The sequence below is a fragment of the Pseudomonas sp. SDO5532_S415 genome, from assembly GCF_054071155.1.
In genome coordinates, this window is record NZ_JBSVWS010000130.1 from 1 (window position 1) to 17,468 (window position 17,468).

Annotated in this window: 14 protein-coding genes and 1 pseudogene; 9 read left to right on the top strand and 6 right to left on the bottom strand. The window is 59.1% G+C overall.

Translation table 11 applies throughout. From position 1 onward, the window contains the following. Window positions 1-201 precede the first annotated feature (201 nt). The gene (locus ACW9HW_RS22500; RefSeq protein ID WP_457401797.1) at window positions 202-1,122 is read left to right on the top strand and encodes an RHS repeat-associated core domain-containing protein; all 921 of its coding nucleotides are present in this window, start codon (window positions 202-204) and stop codon (window positions 1,120-1,122) included. 120 nt (window positions 1,123-1,242) lie between these two features. On the opposite strand, the gene ACW9HW_RS22505 is transcribed toward ACW9HW_RS22500, so the two are convergent. The 4 genes from ACW9HW_RS22505 to ACW9HW_RS22520 are packed head-to-tail and all read right to left on the bottom strand — an operon-like array spanning window position 1,243 to window position 4,928. Further along, window positions 1,243-2,109, bottom strand: a complete 867-nt coding sequence (locus ACW9HW_RS22505; protein WP_457401799.1) for an ABC transporter permease — start codon at window positions 2,107-2,109, stop codon at window positions 1,243-1,245. A gap of 21 nt (window positions 2,110-2,130) precedes the next feature. Further along, window positions 2,131-2,991: an ABC transporter ATP-binding protein gene (locus ACW9HW_RS22510; protein ID WP_095192456.1), complete on the bottom strand. Its 861-nt coding sequence runs from the start codon at window positions 2,989-2,991 to the stop codon at window positions 2,131-2,133. Between the two features lie 5 nt (window positions 2,992-2,996). Further along, complete coding sequence (locus tag ACW9HW_RS22515; RefSeq protein WP_095192457.1) at window positions 2,997-4,022, bottom strand: ABC transporter substrate-binding protein; 1,026 nt, start codon at window positions 4,020-4,022, stop codon at window positions 2,997-2,999. Between the two features lie 18 nt (window positions 4,023-4,040). After that, entirely contained in the window at window positions 4,041-4,928 is an 888-nt protein-coding gene (locus ACW9HW_RS22520; protein ID WP_457401800.1) for a TauD/TfdA dioxygenase family protein, read from the bottom strand. 229 nt (window positions 4,929-5,157) lie between these two features. Here ACW9HW_RS22520 and ACW9HW_RS22525 point away from each other — a divergent pair, with 229 nt between their 5' ends. Further along, window positions 5,158-5,523, top strand: a complete 366-nt coding sequence (locus tag ACW9HW_RS22525; protein WP_207260265.1) for a tryptophan synthase subunit beta — start codon at window positions 5,158-5,160, stop codon at window positions 5,521-5,523. 153 nt (window positions 5,524-5,676) lie between these two features. On the opposite strand, the gene lapD is transcribed toward ACW9HW_RS22525, so the two are convergent. Together lapD and lapG are read right to left on the bottom strand one after the other, a co-directional pair. Continuing rightward, window positions 5,677-7,623, bottom strand: coding sequence for a cyclic di-GMP receptor LapD (lapD, locus tag ACW9HW_RS22530; protein ID WP_457401801.1), 1,947 nt, complete (start codon window positions 7,621-7,623; stop codon window positions 5,677-5,679). 14 nt (window positions 7,624-7,637) lie between these two features. Continuing rightward, the gene (lapG, locus tag ACW9HW_RS22535; RefSeq protein ID WP_095192461.1) at window positions 7,638-8,330 is read right to left on the bottom strand and encodes a cysteine protease LapG; all 693 of its coding nucleotides are present in this window, start codon (window positions 8,328-8,330) and stop codon (window positions 7,638-7,640) included. Window positions 8,331-8,527: 197 nt separating this feature from the next. Here lapG and ACW9HW_RS22540 point away from each other — a divergent pair, with 197 nt between their 5' ends. The 7 genes and pseudogenes from ACW9HW_RS22540 to ACW9HW_RS22570 all read left to right on the top strand — a co-directional run bounded on the left by ACW9HW_RS22540 (window position 8,528) and on the right by ACW9HW_RS22570 (window position 17,021). Then, window positions 8,528-9,238 (top strand): GntR family transcriptional regulator, encoded by a 711-nt coding sequence (locus tag ACW9HW_RS22540; RefSeq protein ID WP_457401802.1) that lies wholly within the window; start codon window positions 8,528-8,530, stop codon window positions 9,236-9,238. Between the two features lie 729 nt (window positions 9,239-9,967). Continuing rightward, complete coding sequence (locus ACW9HW_RS22545; protein ID WP_457401803.1) at window positions 9,968-10,744, top strand: DUF3050 domain-containing protein; 777 nt, start codon at window positions 9,968-9,970, stop codon at window positions 10,742-10,744. Next, complete coding sequence (locus ACW9HW_RS22550) at window positions 10,741-11,670, top strand: diiron oxygenase (RefSeq protein ID WP_457401804.1); 930 nt, start codon at window positions 10,741-10,743, stop codon at window positions 11,668-11,670. The genes ACW9HW_RS22545 and ACW9HW_RS22550 overlap by 4 nt, the downstream gene beginning before the upstream one ends. Before the next feature lie 13 nt (window positions 11,671-11,683). Further along, window positions 11,684-15,100 carry an amino acid adenylation domain-containing protein gene (locus tag ACW9HW_RS22555; protein ID WP_457401805.1) on the top strand — a complete coding sequence of 1,139 codons (3,417 nt, stop codon included), beginning with the start codon at window positions 11,684-11,686 and terminating at the stop codon, window positions 15,098-15,100. Between the two features lie 29 nt (window positions 15,101-15,129). Next, the gene (locus ACW9HW_RS22560; RefSeq protein ID WP_095192466.1) at window positions 15,130-15,597 is read left to right on the top strand and encodes an SRPBCC family protein; all 468 of its coding nucleotides are present in this window, start codon (window positions 15,130-15,132) and stop codon (window positions 15,595-15,597) included. Window positions 15,598-15,882: 285 nt separating this feature from the next. Further along, window positions 15,883-16,008 (top strand): annotated as a pseudogene (locus tag ACW9HW_RS22565) (sigma factor-like helix-turn-helix DNA-binding protein); the annotation flags it as partial. Further along, the gene (locus ACW9HW_RS22570) at window positions 16,005-17,021 is read left to right on the top strand and encodes a FecR domain-containing protein (RefSeq protein ID WP_095192467.1); all 1,017 of its coding nucleotides are present in this window, start codon (window positions 16,005-16,007) and stop codon (window positions 17,019-17,021) included. The pseudogene ACW9HW_RS22565 and the gene ACW9HW_RS22570, both read left to right, overlap by 4 nt. The last annotated feature ends 447 nt before the right edge of the window (window positions 17,022-17,468 follow it).

A 17,468-nucleotide genomic window follows, 5' to 3' on the forward strand; every position in this document is an offset into this window, starting at 1 on the left:
ACATTGGATCTTCAGTGGACCAACCCCCTGTGGGAGCGAGCCTGCTCGCGAAAGCGCCCGCATCGTCACCATCGCCATCCGCATAGATCCCCATCTAACTCGCTCGAACCACTATCAGTTCTGCTAGTTTTCAACCTTGGCCAAGGCGAGTAAAAACTTGAGTCACACATTCGCTTCGGCCCTCCAGCGGAGTTTTCTTGTATGGCTCAGCCCAAACCCATTAATCAACAAAATCCGACTCGGCAGCGAACCGTGCTGCTGGCGCCTGATCTGAAAAACTCAGTAATTGCAGAACTCGACGCGGGGAGCCTCAATCAGATTGCGTATTCGCCCTATGGCCAAAAATCGGCACAGCATGAGGTAATAACGCGGTTAGGGCTCAACGGTGAACTGTGCGAGGCGGAAATCGAATGGTACTTGTTGGGCAACGGCTACCGCACCTACAACCCGCGATTGATGCGGTTTCATAGCCCGGACAGTTGGAGTCCTTTTGGGCGAGGTGGTTTGAATGCGTATATGTACTGCGGGGGTGAGCCCGTCCTGAGGTCAGACCCTACCGGCCGTTGGTTTGGGGCTGGGATAAAGGAGCTGATAACGAACCTTGTGAGTAGCACATCTAAAACACTGAACGTTGTCTCAAGTAATGTTCAAAAACTTGCAGGCACAATGTCTGGAAATGTCCACCGTATGATCGCCGATTCTCCAAATGCTCCTAACCAACTTATGGATACTTTAAAAATTATCGCCGGTAAAAAACTCCTTCCCCTCACCGGAAATGCACCATCACCACTAGACATCAAAACAGCCGTGGTCAACACGAGAAAGCAAGTCCTACCACCACCGAAGCCAAGCGCTGGCTTGCATTCAAACATGGGGCAAGCATCATCAACTCAAGGTTCGGGAAATCCGACTTCGAGCGGGTCGGGAGGATACTCGAGCGGAGATTCCGGGAATGGCTTTCAAAGATCCGAAGGGACATTCAGCCGTGTTGGCGGGTACACCGGCAACAATGGAAGTAGCTACAACGTGCCATCCTCCTCGACATGGAAAAAAACTTACTATCATCCAAAGTCCGGCAAGCCGATATCGAAAACAGAATGGGATTCCATTCCAAAAAAATAGGGACCAGATAATTTTTTGTCCTTTTGAGCTCGTCACCCAACCTGGCTAGCGCACTACCTCGTAATCACCCATCACGGGGCTGACCCGTGATGAGGCCCACTGGAATTATCGCTCATCAGCTCACCGCTGCATCCCCCACCGCTTCACCGTCACCCGCTCCAGTGAATCAAACACCAGGTTCTCCACCAACAACCCAATCAAAATCACCACCGCCAACCCGGCAAACACCTTGTCGGTGTACAGCTCATTGCGATTCTGAAAGATGTACCACCCCAACCCACCCTTCCCGCTGGTCGCACCAAACACCAGTTCAGCCGCAATCAACGTACGCCAGGCAAACGCCCAGCCGATTTTCAGGCCGGCGAGGATCGAGGGCAGTGCTGCGGGGATCAGGATGAACAGCACGAAGCGCATGCCCTTGAGGCCGTAGTTGCGCCCGGCCATGCGCAGGGTTTCCGAGACGCCGAGAAAGCCTGCGTAGGTGTTAAGGGCCAAGGCCCAGAGCACCGAGTGCACCAGCACGAAAATCAGGCTGTTCTGCCCCAGGCCAAACCACAACAGTGCCAGCGGCAGCAGCGCAATGGCCGGGAGCGGGTTGAACATCGAGGTCAGGGTGCTCAGCAGGTCGCGACCGAACTGGGTCGACACTGCCAGTGTGGTCAGGGCAAACGCCAGGACAATGCCGATCAGATATCCCTTGAGCAGCACCACCAGGGAAATCCACACCTTGCCCAGCAATTCGCCGCTGAGCAGGCCGTCATACAGTGCATGCGAGGTTTGCACGAAGCTCGGCAGCAGCAGGTCGTTGTTCTGATAACGGGCGACCGCCTCCCACAGCACAGCGAGCAGAATCAGGATCAGGCTTTTGCGAATCCAGCCCTGTTGCCACAGACGTTGGCCAAGGGGCAGTTCGCGCTCCAGCGGCACGCTGGTCAGTGGCTGCAATACGGTTTCGAATTCTTCACGCGGGGATGATAAATGGCTCATCGGGCCCTCCTTTCAACTGGCTCAATAAGCGATGCGGATGTCGGCGAAATCCAGTTCGCGCTCGGTTTCCGGCGACTGCCCTTCGTCAAACAACAGCCTGTGGATACGCCGCGCCGATTCCTGAAACGCCACACCGCCCAGGCTATGCAAATCGTATTGATGGCTGTGGACTTCCGCCCTCACCCGCCCCGGATGCGGCGACAGCAACAGGATGCGGTTGCCCACCACCAGCGCCTCTTCGATGGAGTGCGTGACAAACAACAGCGTGAAGCGCACTTCTTCCCAAAGCAGCAGCAGTTCTTCCTGCATCTTGCGTCGGGTCAGCGCATCGAGCGCAGCGAAGGGTTCGTCCATCAGGAGGATTTTCGGCTGCATGGCCAGCGCCCTGGCGATGGCGACTCGCGCCTTCATGCCACCTGACAGGGTATGTGGATAGGCATCGGCAAACGCTGCAAGACCGACCTTGTCGAGGTAGTGCAGCGCCCGCTCCTCGGCCTCTTTACGCTTGAGGGTTTTGGAGGCCAGCAGCGGAAACATCACGTTCTGTTTGACCGTCTTCCATGGCGGCAGCTGATCGAACTCCTGGAACACCACGATCCGGTCCGGCCCCGGCGCATCGACGCGCTGACCTTGCAGACGGATCTCGCCCTCCACCGGCTGGATGAATCCGGCGGCGGCCTTGAGCAAGGTCGACTTGCCGCAACCGGACGGACCGAGCAGGACAAAGCGGTCCGCCGGATCGATCTCGAAACTGACTTGATGGGTCGCACGCACCACGCGCTGGGGCGTGCGGTATTCCAGGCTGACATTATCGACCGACAGCAACGCTTGGGTTGCCGTGGTCGGTTTGCTGACCGTGTGGCCTTGCAAAGGGGCGTTCATGTGGGTCAGCTCCCTTGCAGCGGTTTGGCGTCCTGGAAGAAGTAATCCTTCCACGAATCCGGTTTGTTTTTGATCGCGCCGACGCGGTAGAGGAACTCGGCCAGCGGGTAGGTATTTTTCGGTGTGACACTGAATTCGAACTGCGGGTTGTCGATGATTTTCAGCAACGCAGCGCGGTCGATTTTGGCTTTGGTGACGCGGATGTAAGTATCCGCCGCCGCCCCTTTATCGTTCTGCGCGAATTGCGCGGCTTCGGTCAGGGCGTCGATGAAGGCCTTGTAGGTTTTCGGGTTTTCGTTGCGGAATTTCTCGGTGGCGAACAGCACCGTCGGCGAGTTCGGGCCGAGCAGGTCATAGGTGTTCAACACCACGTGCACGTTCGGGTTCTCCAGCGCCTGATCCTGGAACGGCGGGTTGGAAAAATGTCCGCTCAGCTCGGTGCCGCCAGCGATCAGTGCCGCAGTGGCATCCGGGTGCGGAACGGCGATGGTGTACTTGTCGAGGCGATTGAATTCCTTGTCCCCCCATTGCTTGGCGGCCGCGTACTGCAGGAAGCGCGACTGCACTGACACCCCCACCGCCGGAACTGCGATGCGGTCCTTCTCGGAAAAATCGGCGATGGTTTTGACCTTGGGATTATTGCTCACCAGGTAGTACGGGAAATTACCCAGGGACGCCACAGCCTTGACGTTCTGCTTGCCATGGGTGCGGTCCCAGATGGTCAGCAGCGGACCGACACCGGCACCGGCAATGTCGATGGAACCGGAGAGCAATGCATCGTTGACCGCCGCCCCGCCGGAGAGCTGAGTCCAGTCGACCTTGATGTCGATGCCTTCCTGCTTGCCGTACTTCTCGATCAGGTTTTGATCGCGCACGACGTTGAGCAGCAGATAGACGATACCGAACTGTTCGGCGATGCGGATTTCACCTTCGGCGTGAGCCACGGTCGGCGCCACCAGGCTGCCGGCGATCAGGCTGAAACCCAGGCCGATGGCCGCGGCCAGTGGTGCAAAAGGAAGACGTTTGGACATGATCAAATCTCCGACAAATCAGAAAGGCGCGTCGCCCTGGATGGTGGTGCGATACAGCTTGCGGCGCAGGTAGCTCGGGCAGCCGGCGGCAAGGTGGATCAGCGAACGGTTGTCCCAGAACACCAGGTCATGGGGCTGCCACTGATGGCGGTAGATGTTTTGCGGCAACACGCTGTGGGCGTAGAGCTCGGCCAGCAGTTGCTGGCTTTCGTCCTCCGGCAGGCCAACGATGCGGGTGGTGAAGCCCTCGCTGACGAACAACGCCTTGCGGCCGTTTTCCGGGTGCGTCCGCACGACCGGGTGTACGACTTCAGCCACTTGGGCGAGCTGTTCCGGGGTCAGGGTCGGGCGCCAGTTGCCTTCGAATCTGGTCTCGCTGTAACGCGCCGTGTAGGAGTGCGCCGCCGAGCGACCTTCAACCGCTTTGCGCAACGCTTCAGGCAGGCTGTCCCAGGCCTTGTGCATGTCGGCGAACAGGGTGTCGCCACCCTCGGACGGCAGCTCCTGGGCATGCAGCATCGAACCCAGGCTCGGCAGTTCCTTGTAGGAGAGATCGGAGTGCCAGAATTTGCCGGCATCGCCCAGACCGATGTTCTGGCCATTCTCGACAATGTTGGAAACGATGAGGATTTCCGGATGCCCCGTCAGCAGGAACTGCTTGAGCACATGGATCTGCAACACGCCGAAACGGCGGCTGAAATCGATCTGTTGTTGGGGGGTGATGCGCTGGTCGCGGAACACCACCACGTGATGATCCAGGTGCGCGCGGTGAATGCGTGCAAAGTCCTGATCATTAATCGGGCGGGACAAATCGAGGCCGATGATTTCGGCGCCCACCGCGCCACTGAACGGGCGGATTTCAAAGCGTTGTGGCGCGATGACTGGCGATGCTGAAGCTGCGGACATAAATCACTCCCACGCACGGCACGCTCAAGGGCGCGCGCGTCGATCAGAAACTCACGGAGGTCCCGTGTTGGTTCGTGTCGTGCGGCGCGCCGATTGGTCGGCAGGTACGCAGGTGTGTGACTTTATAGATATAAGAAGAGGATTTTAAATACCGTTAGCGAATAACCATATGGCGTATTTCGCCTATGCTGCTGACAACATGACGCGGTTCACTTCTGAGGGATGCTCCATGTTCTACGTGCAACGCAATGCAGAAGGACAACTGATGCGCGTCGAAGCCGAAGCCTACGCCGAATCCACGGAAACGCTGCCGGCGGACCACCCTGACCTCCAGGCCTGGTTCGCCAACGAGGTCATGGCCACCAGCCTCAATCAACTCAAGCAGATTAAACAACTCAAGCAACTGCGCCAGAGCGACCTGGAAATGATTCGGGTACTCGACGACTTGATCGAGGTGCTGATCAGCAAAGGCGTGATCCTCGTCACCGACCTGCCGGCGCCCGCGCGGGCCAAACTGATGGACCGGACCCAGGCCCGGGAGGCATTGGGCGGGTTGAGTCATTTGGTTGATGATGATGAGGAAGGGGTTATCTAGGCCTCGGGCTCTTCAGCGTCGGTACTGGCGCCTTCGCGAGCAGGCTCGCTCCCACAGTTGATCGGTGGTGGTCGCAGGATTTGTGCACAAGGCAGACTCATTGTGGGAGCGAGCCTGCTCGCGACGACGGCAGCATGAACAACTAAATACTACCTACTGCCAAGGCCTGGGCTCCCCCACCAACCGCCCCTGAACCCCATAGACCCCCATCTCCCGAATCACCGCCAACTCCCCCTCGGTCTCGACCTGTTCGGCAATCAAGGGCAAGTCGATGCTATGGGCGGCGCGCTGGATGGCTTCGATGAACAGACGCTTGTCGCTCTCCTGATCGATCGCACGGATGTAGCTGCCATCGATCTTGAGGTACGCCAACCCGAGACGCGCCAGATTGCCGATCATGCTGAAACGCCCGCCAAAATGTTGCAGGCTCAGCGAGAACCCGAGTGCGCGCAAACGCCGCATCAGGTCTTCCAGCATGGCCTGCTCCGGCAACTGTTCTTCACCGATTTCCAGCGTCAGCCGTGGCCCCAGATTGGAATGAGAACGCAGCAGTTCGAGGAGTGCATCCCATGCTTGCGGGTTTTCCAAGGTGGCCGAAGACAGGTTCAACGCCAGCGAGGCGTCGTGATCGGCCATCTGCTCCAGCACCAACTCCAGCATCAGGCGGTCCAGCCGCGCGGTCCAGCCGAACCGCTGCAACCACGGCAGGAAGCGCCCCGCTGGAATGCTCTGGCCCTGGTCATCAATCAAGCGTGAAAGCACTTTGTGGTGCAGCACCAGTTGTGTGTCCTGGCAGGCCACCACCGGTTGGAAATACAGTTTGAATCGCCGTTGATTGAGTGCCTGATCCAGCAGGTTGTGCCAGGCGTGATGGTCATCGCCGACGCCGGACAGGGCGCGGTGATCCAGGCACACCCAATTTGAATCGCTCTGGCCTTCGGCTTGTGCCAACGCCTGATCAGCCAGCGCGAGCACCGCTTGCGGCGCATCGCCATGAACAAACGGTGCCAGCCCGATCGCAGCGACCGAAGCCACGTCGGTGGCCCCGGTCGCATGCAGGCTCGCCAGGGCCGTATCGAGGTGCTGCGCCAGTTGCAGCGCTTCTTCGCGCATCAGGCCCGGCGCCAGCACGGCAAATTCGCCGCCTCGAATCCGCGTGACGAGGTTTTGCGTTGCCGGATAGCGGGCGCATTCACGCGATAGCTGCTCGCCGACCGCCTGCAACAATTCGTCCGTGCGTTGCCCACCCAGGCGCTGGTTGAGCCCCGCCAGATCCTGAACCCGCAGCAACAACAAATAACCGGAGCTGGCCTGCTCCGGGTTGCTCACCCGCGCGTTCAATTGCATCTCGAAATAACGGCGGTTGGCCAACCCGGTCAGGTTGTCCTGATAGGATTCGGACCGCAGTTTTTCACTGCGCTCGGCCTGTTCCTGAAACAATGCCTTGAGCTTCTCGACCATCTGATTCATGGCCTGCACCACGCGCCGCAATTCAGGCGTGCGTGGCAGCTGCGGCAGACTGAGGAACTCGCGGCGGGCGATGGCGTGAGACTGCTGGACCATGTAGTCGAGCGGCTTCAATTGTCGACGCAGCAACAACGCCCCCAACACCGCGCTGATCACACCACAGATCAGCAGCCACAGCAGACTGCCCAGCGCGCTTTGCCACAATTTGGCCAGGGCGAACATCGGGTGACTGACCACCTCGACGCGCGCCGCCTGCTCCCAACCGCGGCTGACAATCGCATCGCCACCGGCCGGTTCCAGGCCGATCAGTCGGACGAACCAGTCCGGCACCTGGGTATCGGCCGGGATACCACTGCGCTCGACCAGCGTTTTATCGTTGGACAGATCGACCACCCGGATGCTCGCGTAGTAACCGCTGTCGAAGATCGAGCTGACCAGCAACTCGGTCATCGCCGTGTCGTCGATGTTCGGCGTCAGGGACAGCGCCAGCGCCGTCGCGGCGTCCTGGGCGTGGGAGCGCAACTGGTTGACGTACTGGCTGCGCGAGCTTTCGAGGCTGACCATGAAGCTGCCGGTGAAGGCGACGACCAGGAACAGACAGATAGCGATCAACAGTTGTTTGAACAAAGACATCTGTGGGCGTGCTCCTAATGAGTCGTCTCGACCGGAAATCCTTCGGCCTGCATTTTCTTCAACACATCCTGCCAACGGGACAGGCGTTTGGTGTCACCGACCTTCTGGTTGCCCTTGGCACCGGGTAACCACAACCCTTCTGCATTGAAAGCGTAGACCGGCAGCAAATCCGTACGCTGACTGGCCGGCTGGATCGTATCGATCAAACTGTCGAGCACCAGCGGCATGGCGTCGGGGCTTGCGTAGTAGGTCAACACCATGTGCGCGCGACTCAGGCTCAATGCCTTTACGTAGGTGATGCGCAACTTGTCGCTGGCAACACCTAGATGGCGCAGGCTGAAGTACTTGGCGATAGCGTAGTCTTCGCAATCGCCGGCACCTTTCCACAGGGCTTCGATCGGCGTTTCCCAATAATCGACCTGGTGCCAGAGGTCGATGTCTTCGACGTAGCGCATCCGCTGGTTGAAGAATCGGTTGACCAGGTTGAGCTGTTCCAGCTCGCTGACCTGCTTCTGCGTGGCCAACAACTGTTGCCAATCATCAATACGCTGCTGACCTTCGCCCAAAGGTCCGTACAATGCCTGCGCCCGACTGCTGATCAGGGAAAAATCCCAATCGGCCAGCACACCGCCCAGCATCACGCCGGACAGCAGCCAAGCGCCGCACAGCCAGCGCAATATCGGGGGAATCGGGAAACGTACCGCCAATGCAAGGCATCCAGGGTAGGCAGGAGGAAGTCGATTGATGGTGTAGGTTAGCCCGTTAAAAAACAATGGCACGGTGCGATCACCCACAGCGCGCTAAACTGGAGGAAGAACGCTCTGTTGCGCGTTTGACAAGCCGTCAGGCAGTTACTAGTGTCAATTGGATCCAAAAACAAATCAGTCAATCAGGGTGCGTTGTAGTGACACAAAAGCCCAACCCTCTCAGCAGTATCAAGGTCAACGGGCCGATTCCCGCTCACTTGGCACGCTCGGTGATCGAACAAACCCTGCGCTCGGCCATTCTCGATGGCCGCTTGCCTACCGGCATTGCATTGCGTCAGCAAGACCTGGCCGACCTGTTCGGTGTCAGCCGCATGCCGGTGCGCGAAGCCTTGCGCCAGCTCGAAGCCCAGGCGCTGCTCAACGTGGTCGCCCACAAAGGTGCGGTGGTTGCGCCGCTGGTTCAGGGCGATGCCACGGAAACCTACGCCTTGCGGATCCTCCTGGAGTCCGAGGCACTGAGGCTGTCGATCCCGCTGCTGGATACCGCGGATCTCGAACAGTCCGCCCGATATATCGACGAGCTGGAAACGCAACACGATTACACCGAAATCGGCCGGCTCAATCGTCTCTTCCATATGTCGCTCTACTGCAAGGCACCCAATAAGCGATTGCTGAAACTGGTCGAAGAGGGGTTGAACGAAGAGGAGCGCTTCCTGCGCTTCAACCTCGAAGCCATGGGCTTGGGCAAATTATCCCAGGAAGATCACCGGGCACTGTTGCGGGCCGCCGAAAACCACGATGTCGAAGGCTCGGTGAAGCTGCTGGAAAATCACCTCAATCGGGGGGTCGAGGTCATTACACGCTACCTCAATAGCCCCGAGGCCAAGAGTAGAAGCACCTCGAACTAACCCATCATCCTGTGGCGAGGGAGCTTGCTCCCGCCGGGCTGCGCAGCGGCCCTGAAATCTCGGTCATTGCCGAACATTGTGGGGAGTGCTTCGCCCTCCAGCGGGAGCAAGCTCCCTCGCCACAGGTACAGTGCCCGCGAATAATCCACTACAAAATCCCCTTCCCTATAACCCTGCCCGATTCCCGGTTCTGGGTGATAGCGGCTGCCTTGAATTACGCTCACTCTTGGGGTGCGACAACCATGAACGGGTGACGCACCGCTACAGTGGCGCAGTCCCCGCACCAAGAACCTACGGAAGGAGCCTTGTCACGGGAACGGAAGAATCGGCGCAGCCCCCGCCAACTTCCACCCCCTCAGATCACCTCGACGGATTCAGTTAGAAAGTTGCTTCGAGTGAGGCATTCACTCTTTATAAAAAATTCTGACTTATATAAGACGGAAGGAGCAGCTACATCCAAATAAAACTTAAACCAAAAGTCTTATTGAAACTTGTCACCCTCAAAAAAGTTGAACATACAAATATTAATAAAATAACTTGCTCAACACTTTGTTTGTGTACTAGCTTTTTCACGCCGCCCATAAACTCTGGCCGAACAGCGCATCAACACTGCTCTGAGAGCAACTTATACAGATCAATTCGTTTGAGGCATCCGCTCGCCAGCAGAAACTTCAAACAGCAATCAAGTAATTGATCGCCACTGACATTCAACTATTGAAAGGCTCGCTTATGAAATCAACTAAAGAACATCTCGAACAAAAAAAATCCGAACTGAGTGTGCATCCGATCTTCTCCGAAATCAGCTCACTGTCGGTATTGCAACGTTTCATGGAAACCCATGTCTTTGCCGTCTGGGACTTCATGTCGCTGACCAAGCGCCTGCAGCAGGAACTGACCTGTACGCGCCTTCCCTGGTTGCCCCCGCGCGATCCGCAGGCGGCGCGGCTGATCAATGAGATTGTGCTGGGTGAAGAGTCCGATGACCGCCCGGGCCAGGGTCACTACAGTCATTTCGAGTTGTACCTGGATGCCATGCGTGAAGTCGGCGCCAGCACCGACGCCGTAGAGCGCTTCGTGGCGCTGCAACAGGAGGGCGTAAGCTACGACGTGGCGCTGCAAAGTGTCGATGTCGAGCCGGCGGCAGCGCGATTCGTACGCCATACGCTGCACACCGCGCTGCACGCCCCGAGCCACAGTGTCGCGGCGGCATTTCTGCATGGACGCGAAAGCGTGATCCCACAGATGTTCCAGCGCATCCTCGATGACTGGGGCATCGGCATCGAACAGGCCCCGACCTTTCGCTACTACCTCGAGCGACACATCGAGGTCGACTCCGAAGACCATGGCCCTGCCGCTGAACAACTGCTCGCACGGCTGGTCGATGGCAACCCGCAACGCCAAGAAGACGTTTATGCCAGCGCTATCGCCGCCGTGGAAAGTCGCATCGCCCTGTGGGATGGCCTGCGACTGAGCATGAGCGAACCTTTGGCGGAGGTGAACGCATGAACGCCGCCGACTATCAGTCGTTCGCCGACGCCTGGGAGAGCCGCGCCACCATCCGCACCCGCCCGCGTCGCGTGCTGGAAAACGACGACAAACTGATCTATCCCCTGAGCCGCCAACCGTTGGTGCTCAGCGAAACCTTTCTGCGCGAATGCCCGCAACTGCGCGACTTTGCCCTGGTGCAGACGCTGTACAAATTCATCAACGACGTGGTGATTTTCGAAACCGAGATCGTCGACAAGACCGCCCGCAGCATCGCCAAGAATCGGTTCGCCGTGACCTTCCCGTTTGCCTGTCGCTACGACGCCATGACCGTGGTAGTGGATGAGGATTACCACGCGCTGGTGGCCATGGATTTCATGCAGCAGACCGTGGCCATGACCGGCATTACGCCCATCGATCTACCCGACGAAATCGAGCTGAGCCGTGCAATCCCGGCGGCCGTGGACCTCGCACCAGCGCATCTGCGCAGCGCCGTGGAATTGATCTGCGTGGCCATCGCCGAGAACACCGTGACCGGCGATGTCGCGGCGTTCGCCAAGGACGACACGGTCAAGCATTCGATCAAAGGGTTGATGGCCGACCACTTGCTCGACGAAGGCCGGCATTCCGGTTTCTGGTCGCGGATGGTGCGCATTTACTGGCACACCGCGAGCGAAGACGACCGCCAGTGCATCGCGCAAATCCTGCCGGTGTTCATCGGCCATTACCTGACGAACGACATCCAGAAGTCCTTCGACTTCCACCTGATCGACGCCTTGCAGATCAGCGATGCGACGCGCCAAGTCCTCAAGAGCGAAGTGTCGGGGCTGGCCTTTCCGATCAACCGCCATCACCCCCTGGTGGCCAACATCGTGCGGTTCTTCCGCAGCAGCTCGCTGCTCGATTCTCCGTGCGTGCAAAGCGCCTTGAGCGACTACCTGATCTGACGAGGAGCACATCATGAGACGTCTCGACATTCTGCTCATTGGACAAAGCCAGGCCCTGACCGATCTTGGGCTGGAACTGGAGCAACACGGTCATGCACTGACGCGGGTAACGGCGCTCGATGATCAAGTGCCGAGTCACTCGGATCTTGTGATCGATGATGCCAGCTTGCCGGTCGAGAGGCTCGGTGATGCGACGCGACTGACCCTGCAACTGGGTATCGGGCTGCCGGGCGCTTGCGGCCTACCGTCATTGGACTTGCTGTGCCTGCACAATTCGACGCTGCACGCTCGCGTGCCAATCGCCGAGGAACTGTCAGGCAACGGTCAGGCACTGCGTCTGCGCGCGGTGGCAGAAATGGTGGACCAGATGGCCCTGCTGGTCAGTCGCTACTCCCGGGATGCCGAGTATTTTCTGCTCGCCGAACCAGTGGCCCCCGTTCACTTCGAAAAGGTCGAAAACCTGCTGTTTCTCGATTGCCTGGCGTTCGTCCATCAGCGCAATACAACCGCAGAACCCCGGCTGCTGGAACTGGCCCGGGTGCCAATGATCGAGCGACTGGAACAGCGTTTCATTGAGTGTGCCAAACGACCGGCGTTGAGCGTGGCAGGCAGCACACTCGACTATCGCCAATTGCATGCCCTGAGCCGCGCTGTTCAGCAGCGTTTGCAGCCCCTGCTCGATCAACATGAGGGGTCGTGGGTGGTGGGCATCTGCCTGCCAAAATGCACTGCTTTGTACGCGGGGATTCTGGCGATTCTGGGCAGCGGTGCGGTGTACCTGCCGCTGGAACCGAACCATCCGTTGCAACGTCAGCAGTACATCCTGTCGAACGCCGGCGCGGTGTTACTGCTGCACGACGGGGAGCATCCACTCGCGGCAGAAATGCCAGGCCTGGATATCACCGTCATCGACTGCGATGAGGTGAATCTCGATCTCCCCCTGATGCACCACCGCGCCGATCTCGACGCGCCATGCATGGCGCTCTACACCTCGGGCACCACCGGCCATCCCAAAGGCGTGCTGCTCAACCAGGCCAACCTCGCCCACTTCACGGCGTGGTACGCCGACTATGTGCAACTGACCGAACAGAGTCGCGTGCTGCAATTTTCCTCGTTGAGTTTCGACTCGTCGCTGATCGATATTTTCCCGACCTTGCTGCAAGGCGCCGAGTTGATCGTACCCAGCGACGATCAGCGACGCGATCCGCTGCAACTGGTGGAGCTGATTCGTCATCAACGCCTGAGCCACGCCTTTCTACCGCCAGCACTGTTGAGCATTCTGCCGCTGGAGCAACTGATCAATCTCGATCACATCATGACCGGCGGCGATGTCTGCGAGCCTTGGGTCATCGAGCAACTGACCCGTCAGGGCAAGCTCTACAACCTTTATGGCCCCACCGAAGCCACGGTGCTGATTACCGCGCGACGACTGCAGTCCGGCGATCACAATCGGACCCTGGGCGACCCGATCGCCAACAGTCAGGTGCTGATTCTCGATGAGGATTTGCAACCGGTGGTCGAGCAGACCGTCGGCGAGCTGCACATCGTCGGTCCGGGCGTGTGCCTGGGTTACCTGAACAACCCGCAACAAACCGCCGAACGCTACCTGAACCTGACCCTGCCCGATGGCCAGTGCCTGCGCGCCTATCGCACCGGCGACATGGCGAAGTGGACCGCTTCCGGTATCGAGCTGTGCGGGCGGCGCGACAATCAGGTGAAGATTCGCGGCTTTCGGGTCGAGCCGGAAGAGATCGAACGCTGCCTGCGCGACAGCCAGTTGTATCGGCAGGTGGCGGTGGTGATCGATAGCCAGCGTCGGATACTGGCCTTCCTCGCCCAGCCTCGCGAACCCCGGCCCGGTGCCGCTCGCGAAGCGCTCAAAGCCCACGCCAGGCAATTGCTGCCCGACTACATGCAGCCCGTAGCGTGGACCGAACTGGCGAGCATGCCATACGCCAGCAACGGCAAGGTCGATCGCAAGGCGCTGCTGGAATTGCCGGTCAGCGTCAGCGAAAACACTCTGCGACGCCTGCCCGCCAACGCCGATGAAGCCCTGCTGCTGGAGATCTGGGCCGAGCTGCTGGAGTTGCCCGCCAACGATATTTCCACCGACGAAAGTTTTTTCAATCTGGGCGGGCACTCGATTCTGCTGTCACAGATGCTGCTGCGCTTGCGCGAAGAATTCGGCCGCAGCATTTCGATCAACCGCTTCATCGAACTGCCCACCATCACCAAACTGGCGACACTGGTGCGTGGCTCCGGCAGTGATGAGGTGTTGAGTGAACAAGCCGTGGCCGATGCCTCGCGCGAACTTCAGGTGCAGCCATTGCCAATCAGCCGCATGGGTGATGTGCACAAGGTGATCGTCACGGGCGCCAACAGCTTTGTCGGCGTCCACATCGTCGAAGCGCTGTTGGCGTGGGGCGCCAGCGAAATCGCCTGCCTGGTCCGCGACGGCAACGGGCAATCGGCGACCGAGCGCTTCGCCCAGGCACTGCGTGAGAACCGCCTGGAGCATCTGGATTTGAGTCGGGTGCGGGTTTACGCGGCGGACATTACGCGCCCGGAATTGGGGCTGGCCGCCGAGGTCTACGAACGCCTTGATCGGGAATTCGGCGCTCTGGTGCACAACGCGGCCAACGTCAATCACGTACTCGATTACGAGTCGCTGGCGCGCGACAACGTCGAACCGATTTTCGAGTGCCTGCGGTTGTGCGAAGGGCGCAGCAAAAAGATCTTCAACTTCGTCTCGACACTCTCGGCCTCCAGCACGATTTCCGCCGATGGCCGGGTGCTTGAACTGCCCGCCGCGCAAACCCCGCCGATCTACATCAAGAACGGCTACAACCTGTCCAAGTGGGTGGGCGAGCGAATCCTCGAACGCGCCCGTGAGCGTGGCGTGCAGGTCAATCTCTTCCGGCCCGGGAACATCAGCTTCAACAGCCTCACGGGCGTGTGCCAACCGCACAAGAACCGTTTGATGCTGATGCTCAAGGGTTCGATCCAGCTCGGCCAGGTGCCGGAGTTCGCGCTGAACTTCGACTTGATGCCGGTGGATTTCCTCGCCCGTTTCATCGCCTTCCATGCCAGCCGCTATCAGCCGGAAAAAGCGGTGTTCAACCTGCACAACCCCGAGCCCCTGAGCTGGGATCGCTATGTGGCGTCCTTTCGTGAAGCCGGTCGGGAGTTTTCCCTGGTCAGCGTCGCCGACTGGCAACAACAACTGGGGCGGGTCGACAGCGACAACGCGTTGTTCGGCGTGCTGGGTTTCTACCTCAACGGATTCGAGGAAGACATCGGCGACATCTCGATGATCGGCCATGACAACGCCCAGGCCGGTGTACGGCAGATGGGCGCGCGCTACCCGGAAAAATCCCCGGCGCTACTGCGTCGCGGCTGCGACTACCTCAAAGAAATCAATTTCATCTGATTCATCCCAACCAAGAACGGAGCAAAACCATGAGCACACTGCAACCCGATACCCTGATCAAAAACCCGCAAGGCTGCCACGTTGTGTCCTCTGTGGAAGTCCCGGCGGATGCCAAGCAGGTCTGGGCGGTGGTCGGCAACTTTGCCGGCTTCGACCGATTCATTCCGGCGCTGTCGCACATTGAGATGACCGGTGAAGGCGTGTCATCCCTGCGCAAGAAGTTCTTCAAGGACGGCAATCTGGTGGTCGAGCAGCTTAACTCCCGCGACGACCAGGCCCTGAGCATGACCTGGACCACGATCTACAACACGCTGGGCGTGGCTCATTTGTGGGCGGCGATGCAGGTAAAACCGCTGGGTGCAGGCAAGTCTGAGGCGACCTGGACCATCATCGCCGAACCGGCGCAGGGTGGCACCGAAGCTTTGCCGGGCTTCAAGGAGTTCGTGCAGGGGTTTGCCGATGATGCGATGAATAATGTGTTGAAGCTGTTTGTGTAAGGCTTTCGTTTAGCGGTGGCAGGTACACCGCTTTCGCGAGCAAGCCCGCTCCCACACTTGGTCTTCAGTGACTGCAGTATTTGTGTCCGACGAAGATCGAATGTGGGAGCGGGCTTGCTCGCGAAGAACGATAACGCGGTGCAACTGATGTAAAGAGCAGCAGCAGTTGCAAATTCCCCACCCCTTGATAACAATGCGACCAATTATCATTTGTGACGTCCGAGCAGTCGCGTTCATGTCCTCACCTGAGTTCGCAGTACAGGCGCTTTACAGCTGCCATCGCGGTTGGCGCAGTGCGAAGGCCTCACGCACAAACAGATTGCCCATCGGATGGGGTTGTCCCTGCGCTCGGTGGAGCGTTATGTGGCCGATGCGCTTTTCCACTGCTACACGCTGCGGTTTCAAGCGTGAAGCCGGTGGATAACCTGTCGCTGAACCGACATGGCGAGCCGCAACAACAAGTGGTCAAACAAGCCATCCATTGGCTGCTGCGCCTGCGCAATAACGCCTCCAATTCCAAGCTGCGTCAGCAATGCGACGTCTGGCGTGCTGCGCACCATGAGCATGAGCTGGCCTGGCAGCGGGTGCAGTCGCTGCACTCGGAACTGAGCAGCAACCTGCGAGGGGTGCCAGGCGCACAGGCAGCGTTCAATACCCTGGAAAACAGCGCTCAGGAATTGGGGCGACGCCAGGCATTGAAGCTGCTTTCAGGGGCATTACTGATGGGCTCGGTCGCGTGGCTGGGCAAGGATGCCGTCGGCTGGCAACAATGGAGCGCCGACTTCGCCACCGCCACCGGCGAGCGCCGTGCCTTCCAGCTGCCGGATGGCACTCGGCTGGAGCTCAATACCGACAGTGCGGTGGATCTGGATTACACACCACAACAGCGCTTGATCAAACTGACCCGCGGCGAGATCATCATCACCTGTGGCGGTGCCGATGAAGGCGCTGCATTCGACCGCCCCTTACGCATTCAAAGCCGCCACGGCGTGTACGAAGGCTTAGGCGCGCGCTTCATCCTGCGTCAGGACGCCGACTGCACCCGGCTCAGCGTCACCAATGGCCAAGTGGTGATCCATTCGCCTCTGGATGCCGATGACCAGCCGGCTCGCGCGGAGGCCGGGCACAGTTACCTGATCGACCACCATCAAGCGAAGTTGGTGCCGCCTCCGGATATGGATGTCGGTGCCTGGGCAGATGGACTGATCGTGACCCGCAACATGCGGCTGGGGGATTTCCTCAAGGAAGTCGGACGCTATCGCCACGGTTATCTGACGTGCGCGGCCGACATTGCCGACTTGCGATTGTCGGGGGTTTTCCGCCTGGAGGACACCGACAAGCTGCTGGCCATCCTGCCGCAAACCTTGCCGGTGCAACTGCGCTATCGCACGCGCTGGTGGGTGACACTGGAACGGCAGGTCTGACAACTTTTTCTGGCGGGTTTTCCGAGCAAGTCCGGCTTAGTCAGTAAGCACTTCAGCTCAGCCTCAGCGACTACACACGGAAACCTACGATGACTGCCCGCTCCATCTGTAAAAACCCTCGCCATTTCGCGGCGAAATCGGCCGTCCTGCACCATGCCGTTCGTGCCGCAGCTCGCCCGGCGGCCTCACGCCTTCATCGTCGATAACATGCTGCAGACGGAATTTTTCACCGATGCAGCCACGGTGAGCTACCAGTTCTGATTGCTCATCTCGCGCGCATAAAAAAGCCAGGCCCTGAATCCAGGACCTGGCTTTTTTACATCTGCAGCTTTTTGGGAGCCTTGGAACGACAAAACCCCTGTCTGCGCAAGCAGACAGGGGTTTCGGAATTCAATCTTGACGATGACCTACTCTCACATGGGGAAACCCCACACTACCATCGGCGAT